The sequence below is a fragment of the Gracilibacillus sp. D59 genome (assembly GCF_052246695.1).
Taxonomy (GTDB): domain Bacteria; phylum Bacillota; class Bacilli; order Bacillales; family Amphibacillaceae; genus Gracilibacillus.
The window spans coordinates 1-9059 of record NZ_JBQQCK010000026.1 but is presented as its reverse complement, the minus strand read 5'-3'; the positions used below and the strand labels follow the sequence as shown (position 1 = coordinate 9059).

The window sequence follows — 9059 nt, the reverse complement described above, 5'->3', positions numbered from 1 at the left end:
TTTACGCTTTTTACTTTCTTTTAAGCCTGTATGTGCAACTCTCTTTTTCCCTTTTCTGTTCGCACGGATCGTAAACCCAAGGAATTCGGATTCTCTTTTTCTTAGGTTAATAACTTGAGATTTTTCTTACACAAAAGACATAGGAGATGTTAATATAACAGTGTTTTATACTATAAATTAAACGTCTGCCTGGGACGTTAGTCAAAGCCTTGCAACGATAATCGTTGTGAGGCTTTTTGTTTTTGCTTTCTTTGGAAAATATATGATCACAGCTGTGTCATTTACTAATTTTAAATAGCTAGGCAAATAGATTCCTTTTTACTTCCCTTTAAGAATAATTATTTTTCCTTAGTCGAAAAGAGTATATCTTTCACAATAAAAAAGAAAGTAATGATGATCAATATAATCATTGTTATTTGAGTAAAGATATGCTCAAAAGCTTGATGAATTCCGATAGAGAATCCAGCTAATAAAATAAAAACATACGTTAATTGCTGTAATTTCATTTTAATAATGGTGTGGTAACACCAGTTTCACCTCGTTTCTGTTTATCACGGTGCTAATCGTCTGTAAGCTCTCACGCTTCAAGTAACACAAGGATAAGTTTAGGTTTTAACAGACGCTAACACTCTGATAAGTTTCTCTAATGATCAGTGGGGATCAATGCCCCTACTGATCATAGTCTCATTTTACATTGCCTCCCTTTTATTTGTTATAATGGAAGAAAAGTTGGTGATGACCTATTAAGGCAGTTTTTTTCGATTTAGATGGCACTTTATTAGACAGGGAGACATCGATAAACATTTTTGCGGAGAATCAATATCATAGATATTATAAATCTTTACGACATATTGATAAAGAGTTGTACATTTATCGTTTTATTGAACTTGATAACGGAGGTATGGTGTGGAAGGATAAAGTTTACCAACAGCTTGTAAAAGAATTTAAGTTAATGGACTTAACTTGGGAAGAATTGTTAGCCGATTATGTAACTCAATTTCGTCATAGTTGTACACCTTTTCCTAATCTAAACAAAATGTTAAATAGTCTAAAAAAAATGAACATAAAACTTGGGATGATAACAAATGGTAAAGAGGAGTTTCAACAATATACTATCGATGCATTAGAAATAGAGGATTATTTTGATCCTATATTAATATCAGAAAAGGAAGGTATTAAAAAACCAAATCCTAAAATTTTCGAAAAAGCATTACACCATTTGCAAGTAGAGCCTGATCAAAGTATTTTTGTAGGAGACAACCCAGAAAGTGATATTAATGCTGCAAAACAATCAGGAATGAAATCGATTTTGAAAAAAACTAATGGTGTTATATGTGACAATGCGGATTTTGTGATTGATGACTTAAAAGAAATTCCCATAATTATCAGGGCTCTCTCAGTTTCTAATTAAAGGCAGGATATATGGAAGTTACCCTATTTATTCTAAACGAATTCTAACTCATTGATCACAATAACCGTTAACAAACAAATTCAATTGCTTGTCATTTTCCGCTCTTCAACTTGTACTTGAGTAATATTAGAATAAACTTTATAATAGTATCTACTATCATACGAAAAAGGCAGGTGAGATAATGGAAGAAGAAAGGGAAAATGTTATTATTTTTCCTAAATGGAAAGATAACCTGGAAGACAAAGCGAAAACTGCCATGCAGGAAAATCATTTCAGTGAAGCTTATGATTATTTCCATCAATTAACGGAAAATGGTGTCCGATCGCATGAAGTAATGACAGGAAAATTAATCTGCATGATGGAACTTAACATGCAAGACGAAGCGGAAGATTTATGTGAAGAATTAATTGCAAAGAAAGACACTTATTTTGCTTCTTACGTACATATTTATGCTACTTTGTTATTTCAGTCAAGTAAGTATAATGAAGTGATGTATCTCATTGATGACGCATTAACACAAACAGAAATACCATCCCAAATCGTAGATCAATTACGACATATGTATCAGTTAAGTAAAGAATTACAGCAACAGGAAGACAAAAAATCATACATAGATGTTCAAAAACAATTAGAAGATGCAATTGAACAGAGTAATGACCGTCAGCAATGGTACATGGTGAAGCGCTTACTTCAGTTAGAAGTATACCACGACAAACCATTTTTTAGAGAGATGTTAAAGAATCCAGAAATTCACCCAGTAGTGAAGACGGCGTTATTGGAATATTATCAAAAAGTTAAACCTGATCAATCAATACATATTGAAAAATTTCAATTAACTGACGAAATACATATGAATGAACTGGATGACATTTTTCCTATTTCCTTTATAACAGGTGTCACCAGTTATTTAGACAACATACAGCAACAGGACCCAACTAAATATCAAATGATTCAATTCATATTAGAACGATTTGCGTATGTGTATACCCCATTTTTACCACAAAAGGAAAATTACGAGATCTTAGCTGAGTCGTTGTTGTACTATGTTAGCAGAAGCTTTCAATTTTTCGAACAGGAAGATGATCGCCAGTCTTCTGTTAAGAAGGAACATTATTTAAAAATGATCGATGTTTCCGAAACACTTTATGGAACAATTTTAGACGTTTAATATGTTTGTGACAACTTGAATTACAAAAAATTCACTACATACATTATTATTATTGAAAGCAAATGCAATTATGTTATAATAAGATGGTTGCAATTTGCGTTCGGTCTATTATAGGATGGTATATTGAATGAACGTCAAATATACAGATTTTTTATGTTGGAGGGAATTTAGAATGACAGCAAAATGGGAAAAGCAAGAAGGTAATGTCGGCGTCTTAACGGTAGAAGTAGATGCAGACAAATTCGATAGTGCTTTAGACCAAGCCTTTAAGAAGGTTGTAAAACAAGTACAAGTACCTGGTTTTCGTAAAGGAAAAATGCCAAGAGGAATGTTCGAAAAACGTTTTGGTGTAGAATCATTATACCAAGATGCTGTAGATATTATTCTACCTGGAGAATACACAAATGCAATTGAAGAAACTGGTATCGAACCAGTAGATCAACCAGAAGTTGATATCGAACAGATCGAAAAAGGAAAAAATCTTATTTTCACTGCTAAAGTTACTGTGAAGCCTGAAGTAAAACTAGGCGACTACAAAGGACTTGAAGTAGAAGAAGTAAGTACAGAAGTTACAGACGAAGACGTTGAGGAAGAAATCAAAAAACAACAAGAACAACAAGCTGAACTTGTGGTAAAAGAAGAAGGCGAAATCGAGAACGGTGATACTGCTGTAATCGACTTTGAAGGGTTCGTTGATGGTGAAGCATTTGAAGGTGGTCAAGCAGATAACCATTCATTAGAAATTGGTTCTGGTTCTTTCATTCCTGGTTTCGAAGAACAGTTAGTTGGTAAAAAAGCAGGAGAGGAATTAGATGTTGAGATTACTTTCCCTGAAGAATACCATGCAGAGAACTTAGCTGGACAAGAAGCTACTTTTAAAGTGAAAATCCATGAAATTAAAGCAAAAGAACTTCCAGAATTGGATGATGAATTTGCTAAGGATGTAGACGAAGAAGTAGAAACACTTGATGAGTTAAAAGAAAAAACAAAGAAACGTCTTCAAGAACAAAAAGAAAATGAAGCGGATGCTAACAAACGTGAATCTCTTGTTCAACAAGCATCTGACAATGCTGAAGTAGAAATTCCAGAAGCAATGGTACAATCTGAATTAGATCGTATGATGCAGGAATTTGAACAAAGATTGCAAATGCAAGGTATGACATTAGACATGTACTTCCAATTCTCAGGTCAAGATGAAGATGCGTTAAAAGAGCAAATGAAAGAAGATGCTGGAAAACGTGTGAAAACTAACTTGACTTTAGAAGCAATTGCTACTGCTGAAAATGTGGAAGTAACTGATGAAGATTTGGAAAAAGAGTTAGAATCAATGGCTTCTATGTATAACATGGAAATCGACCAAATTAAACAAGCACTTGGTGGAAACACTGCTGCACTTCAAGATGATTTGAAGTTCAAAAAAGCAATTGATGTCCTTGTTGATAATAGCAAATCAAAATAAATAATAACTGAAAACAAGGTGCGATATCCCGTACCTTGTTTTCTATAAACATTAAATTTTAAACCTGCCTATCCATACAGCCCCGTTTTTTTACATAAATTATAGTTGAATGAAATAGAAGGATATACATTTGGCAAGACTAACATATACATAAAGAAAACTCTTCTCTTAATAAAAAGCAAACTATTTGTAATCGACATGAAAGATTGATACGCTTTACAAACATGAAAAAGTGTATTACTTTTTTATTTTAGAACAATTTGATATGATTGCCTAAAGACGAAAAGTGATTAATCGTTTTTATGGATCATGGGATATATTTTTTGAACAAGGGGTGAATGTCATGTATAAATTTAATGAAGAAAAAGGTCAATTGAAATGTTCATTCTGTGGAAAAAGTCAAGACCAGGTTCGCAAGTTAGTCGCTGGACCAGGTGTTTATATATGTGATGAATGTATTGAACTTTGTACAGAGATAGTGGAAGAGGAATTAGGAACAGAAGAAGAAGTAGAATATAAAGATATTCCAAAACCACAACAAATCTGTGAAATCTTAGATGATTACGTAATAGGTCAGCAAAAGGCAAAGAAAAACTTGTCTGTTGCCGTATACAATCATTATAAACGTATCAATTCTCCAAAATCTAAAGATGAGGTAGAATTGGCAAAAAGTAATATTGCAATGATTGGTCCTACTGGTAGTGGTAAGACATTGCTTGCCCAGACACTTGCACGTATTTTAAATGTGCCGTTTGCTATTGCAGATGCGACATCATTAACGGAAGCAGGGTATGTAGGGGAAGATGTAGAAAATATTTTATTAAAACTTATTCAATCAGCGGATTATGATGTTGAAAAAGCGGAAAAAGGTATTATCTACATTGATGAAATTGACAAAGTTGCACGTAAATCAGAGAATCCTTCCATTACACGTGATGTATCAGGTGAAGGTGTTCAACAAGCTTTACTTAAAATTCTTGAAGGTACAACAGCAAGTGTACCTCCACAAGGCGGCAGAAAGCATCCGCATCAAGAATTTATTCAAATTGACACTACTAATATTTTGTTCATTTGTGGTGGAGCATTTGATGGTATTGAACAAATTGTGAAGCGTCGTCTTGGTAAGAAAGTAATTGGCTTTGGTGCTGATGCTGACAATCAAGAATTAGATAAAGCGACATTACTTTCTAAAGTACTTCCAGAAGATTTATTACGTTTTGGATTAATTCCGGAATTTATTGGACGTTTACCAGTAATCGGAAGCTTGGAACCATTAGATGAACAAGCGCTGGTAGAAATTTTAACAAAACCGAAAAATGCTTTAGTAAAGCAGTATAATAAGCTTTTTGAAATTGATGATGTTGAGTTGGAATTTGAAGAAGGTGCTTTAGAAGCTGTTGCTCAAAAAGCAATTGAAAGAAAAACTGGTGCTCGTGGTTTAAGATCAATATTGGAAGGTATTATGTTGGACGTAATGTTTGAACTGCCTTCACGAGACGATATTAAGAAATGTATTATTACAGAAGAGACAGTTACGAAAGAAAATGGCCGGCCAAAGTTAGTCCATGAGGATGGAACAATTATCGATCTTGAATCTCCAAAAGAAAGTGCGTAGGTATAAATCCCTTGTTTATCTAACAAGGGATTTTGTATTGTTTCATAACCTTAGGTAAAACTAATATCAACAAACAAAATACTTTTAGATTTACAAAAAATCAAAACTTCTTTAAACTTATAACAATAGAAGAATCAATCAATGGTACTAGGTATTACTAAATTGTACTATAGGTATGTATATCTTATTATAGGCTATAGTATAAACGAACGACTTTCGCCAAAGAATTATGGCGATTACTCAGTTTGTATGACATAGAACTAGTAGCTTTTGACGGAGGTGCCATATGACAGAATCCAAATTCATACATATCCCGCTTTTACCACTTCGAGGGTTAATTGTATATCCTGGGATGGTAATCCATCTAGATGTAGGGCGAGAAAAATCCATTCAAGCATTAGAGAAAGCAATGATGAATGATCAGAACATCTTTCTTGCTGCCCAAAAAGAAAGCGCAGTGGACGAGCCAAATACTGAAGATATTTATACGATTGGTGCGGTTGCAAAAGTTAATCAAATGCTAAAATTACCTAACGGAACGATGAGAGTTTTAGTAGAAGGTTTGTACCGTGCAGAAATTAAGGAATTTATTAATGAAGAAAAGCAATTTTTTGTTGAAATTGAAAAAGTAGAAGATGTACATCAAAAACCTGCTGAAGAAGATGCATTAATGCGAACATTATTAGAGCAATTTGAGCATTATACTAAAATTTCCAAAAAGGTTACCAAAGAAACGTTGGCCAGTGTGACGGATATTGAGGAACCTAGCCGTTTTGCTGATCTTGTTGCTTCACACATTACACTAAAGATGTCAGATAAGCAGGAAGTACTGGAAACGTTAGATGTAACGAAACGACTTAAAAAGTTATTGGATATTATTTCTAATGAAAAAGAAGTGTTAGAATTAGAACGTAAAATCGGACAACGTGTCAAAAAGTCCATGGAAGAAACACAAAAAGAATATTACTTACGAGAACAAATGAAAGCTATTCAAAGTGAACTTGGTGATAAAGATGGTAAGACAGGTGAATTAGCAGCATTACGAAAGAAACTGGACGAAAAAGACTTACCTGAGCGAATAGTAGAACTGGTAGAAAAAGAATTAAACCGTTATGAGAGAGTACCTCAAAGTTCAGCAGAAAGCTCTGTAATACGTAATTACATTGATTGGGTGCTTTCATTACCTTGGACAGAAGAAACTGAAGATAACCTGGATATCAAACATGCAGAGAAAATACTAGACGAAGATCATTATGGTTTGGAGAAGGTAAAAGAACGTGTACTCGAATATTTAGCTGTTCAACAGCTAACGAATTCAATAAAAGGTCCTATTCTTTGTCTCGTAGGCCCACCGGGAGTGGGGAAAACTTCTCTAGCTAGATCTGTAGCAAGATCGATTGATCGGCACTTTGTCCGCATCTCGCTTGGTGGTGTTCGTGATGAAGCGGAAATACGTGGTCATCGACGCACATATGTCGGAGCAATGCCTGGACGAATTATTCAAGGTATGAAAAAAGCTGAAACCATTAATCCCGTCTTTTTATTAGATGAAATTGATAAGATGTCTAATGATTTCCGTGGGGATCCTTCAGCTGCTATGTTGGAGGTATTAGATCCTGAGCAAAACAACACGTTCAGTGACCATTATTTAGAAGAAACGTATGACCTGTCCAATGTTTTGTTTGTTGCTACCGCAAACAATTTAGCAACTGTACCAAGACCTTTACTAGATCGAATGGAAGTTATTTCGATTGCAGGGTATACCGAATTAGAAAAACTACACATAGCTAAACAACATTTACTGCCGAAACAGTTAAAAGAAAATGGACTTAAAAAAGGGCACATGCAAATACGTGATGAAGCATTATTAAAGCTTATCCGTGTTTTTACAAGAGAAGCTGGAGTACGTGGATTGGAGCGTCAGCTTGCTTCTATTTGTAGAAAGGCAGCTAAAATCATCGTTTCTGGTGAAAAGCAACGTGTTGTTGTCACCGAAAAACAATTAGAAACAATTTTAGGAAAACCCAAATTCCGCTACGGCATGATGGAAGAAGAACATCAAATTGGTGCTGCAACAGGTTTAGCTTATACAGCTGCAGGTGGTGACATCTTATCGATTGAAGTTAGTGTTGCAAAAGGTAAAGGTAAACTGACTTTAACTGGTAAATTAGGAGATGTCATGAAGGAATCGGCACAAGCCGCTTTCAGTTATATTCGTTCAAGAGCAGATCAATTAAAAATTGATCCGGATTTTCATGAAAAATATGATATTCATATTCACGTTCCTGAAGGTGCCACCCCAAAAGATGGTCCATCAGCAGGTATTACGATGGCAACTGCCCTTGTATCAGCTTTAACAGGACGTGCAGTTCGAAAAGAAGTTGGAATGACAGGGGAAATTACCTTAAGAGGTCGAGTGCTTCCGATTGGTGGATTGAAAGAAAAATCTCTTAGTGCGCACCGGGCAGGTATAACGACGATTATTATTCCAGCTGATAACAAAAAAGATTTGGAAGATATACCGGAAAGTGTTCGGGAAGGTTTAACCTTTGTTCCTGTTGATCATTTAGATACTGTTTTGGAATATGCGTTAGTGGAGGAGAAAGATGAAAGTCAATAAGGCAGAAATAGTTATTAGTGCAGTGTCCGAAAAGCAATATCCTTCAAACAGATGGCCAGAGATTGCTTTATCTGGTCGGTCTAACGTCGGAAAGTCGTCATTTATAAATAAATTAATTAACCGAAAAAATTTAGCTCGAACGTCTTCAAAGCCTGGCAAAACACAAACATTAAACTTTTATAACATTAATGACAGCTTTTACTTCGTTGATGTTCCAGGTTATGGTTATGCTAAAGTATCCAAGAAAGAGCGGGAAAAATGGGGTAAGATGATGGAAGAATATTTCTCGCTCCGTGATACGTTAAGATTAACTGTTTTGATTGTGGATATCCGTCATAAACCAACAGAAGATGATGTGATGATGTACAACTTTCTAAAGTATTATGAAATCCCTGTATTAGTGGTCGCAACCAAATTAGACAAAATTCCTAAAAACAAAAAAGCGACTCATATAAAAAGGGTAATTGATACGCTCGAATTAGATCCGGACGATAGCGTTATCCCCTTCTCAGCTGAAACGAGCGAAGGAAAAGAAGACGTGTGGAGTTATTTATTAAATTATATAAAATAAGCTTATAGACTACTAAAAAAGTAAACGACTTATGTTGTAGTAATGAAGGACATAAATGTAAAAAATAAAAAAACGTCCCTCGTGGAGCTTGATATGCTCCCTTCTAAGTAGACAGATAAAAAATAAAAATCTGTTACTTGGGGGGAGTTACTTTTATGTCTAGAAAAGGTTATACTATTGAATTTAAACGGATGGTATTGGAAGCATACGAAAAC

At 34.7% G+C, this 9059-nt stretch carries 6 protein-coding genes and 1 pseudogene; 6 read left to right on the top strand and 1 reads right to left on the bottom strand.

From position 1 onward, the window contains the following. A pseudogene (locus tag ACTWP4_RS22440) lies at window positions 1-126 on the bottom strand (group II intron reverse transcriptase); the annotation flags it as partial. Window positions 127-742: 616 nt separating this feature from the next. Between ACTWP4_RS22440 and ACTWP4_RS22435 the strand changes: the two are divergent. The 6 genes from ACTWP4_RS22435 (at window position 743) to yihA (ending at window position 8844) form a co-directional block, all read left to right on the top strand. Beyond that, window positions 743-1411: an HAD family hydrolase gene (locus tag ACTWP4_RS22435; protein WP_443131014.1), complete on the top strand. Its 669-nt coding sequence runs from the start codon at window positions 743-745 to the stop codon at window positions 1409-1411. Between the two features lie 181 nt (window positions 1412-1592). Further along, window positions 1593-2579 carry a hypothetical protein gene (locus tag ACTWP4_RS22430; protein ID WP_443131013.1) on the top strand — a complete coding sequence of 329 codons (987 nt, stop codon included), beginning with the start codon at window positions 1593-1595 and terminating at the stop codon, window positions 2577-2579. A 172-nt stretch (window positions 2580-2751) separates the two neighbouring features. Beyond that, window positions 2752-4038: a trigger factor gene (tig, locus tag ACTWP4_RS22425; RefSeq protein ID WP_443131012.1), complete on the top strand. Its 1287-nt coding sequence runs from the start codon at window positions 2752-2754 to the stop codon at window positions 4036-4038. Between the two features lie 343 nt (window positions 4039-4381). Continuing rightward, on the top strand, window positions 4382-5653 hold the full coding sequence (gene clpX, locus ACTWP4_RS22420) for an ATP-dependent protease ATP-binding subunit ClpX (protein WP_443131011.1): 1272 nt from the start codon (window positions 4382-4384) through the stop codon (window positions 5651-5653). Between the two features lie 286 nt (window positions 5654-5939). Beyond that, window positions 5940-8273, top strand: a complete 2334-nt coding sequence (gene lon / locus ACTWP4_RS22415) for an endopeptidase La (protein WP_443131010.1) — start codon at window positions 5940-5942, stop codon at window positions 8271-8273. After that, window positions 8260-8844, top strand: a complete 585-nt coding sequence (gene yihA, locus ACTWP4_RS22410) for a ribosome biogenesis GTP-binding protein YihA/YsxC (protein WP_443131009.1) — start codon at window positions 8260-8262, stop codon at window positions 8842-8844. The genes lon and yihA overlap by 14 nt, the downstream gene beginning before the upstream one ends. Window positions 8845-9059: the final 215 nt, after the last annotated feature.

Coding starts and splice junctions, on each gene's coding strand:
- yihA (WP_443131009.1), top strand. CDS start 8,260: ATGAAAGTCAATAAGGCAGAAATAGTTATTAGTGCAGTGTCCGAAAAG.
- clpX (WP_443131011.1), top strand. CDS start 4,382: ATGTATAAATTTAATGAAGAAAAAGGTCAATTGAAATGTTCATTCTGT.
- tig (WP_443131012.1), top strand. CDS start 2,752: ATGACAGCAAAATGGGAAAAGCAAGAAGGTAATGTCGGCGTCTTAACG.
- ACTWP4_RS22430 (WP_443131013.1), top strand. CDS start 1,593: ATGGAAGAAGAAAGGGAAAATGTTATTATTTTTCCTAAATGGAAAGAT.
- lon (WP_443131010.1), top strand. CDS start 5,940: ATGACAGAATCCAAATTCATACATATCCCGCTTTTACCACTTCGAGGG.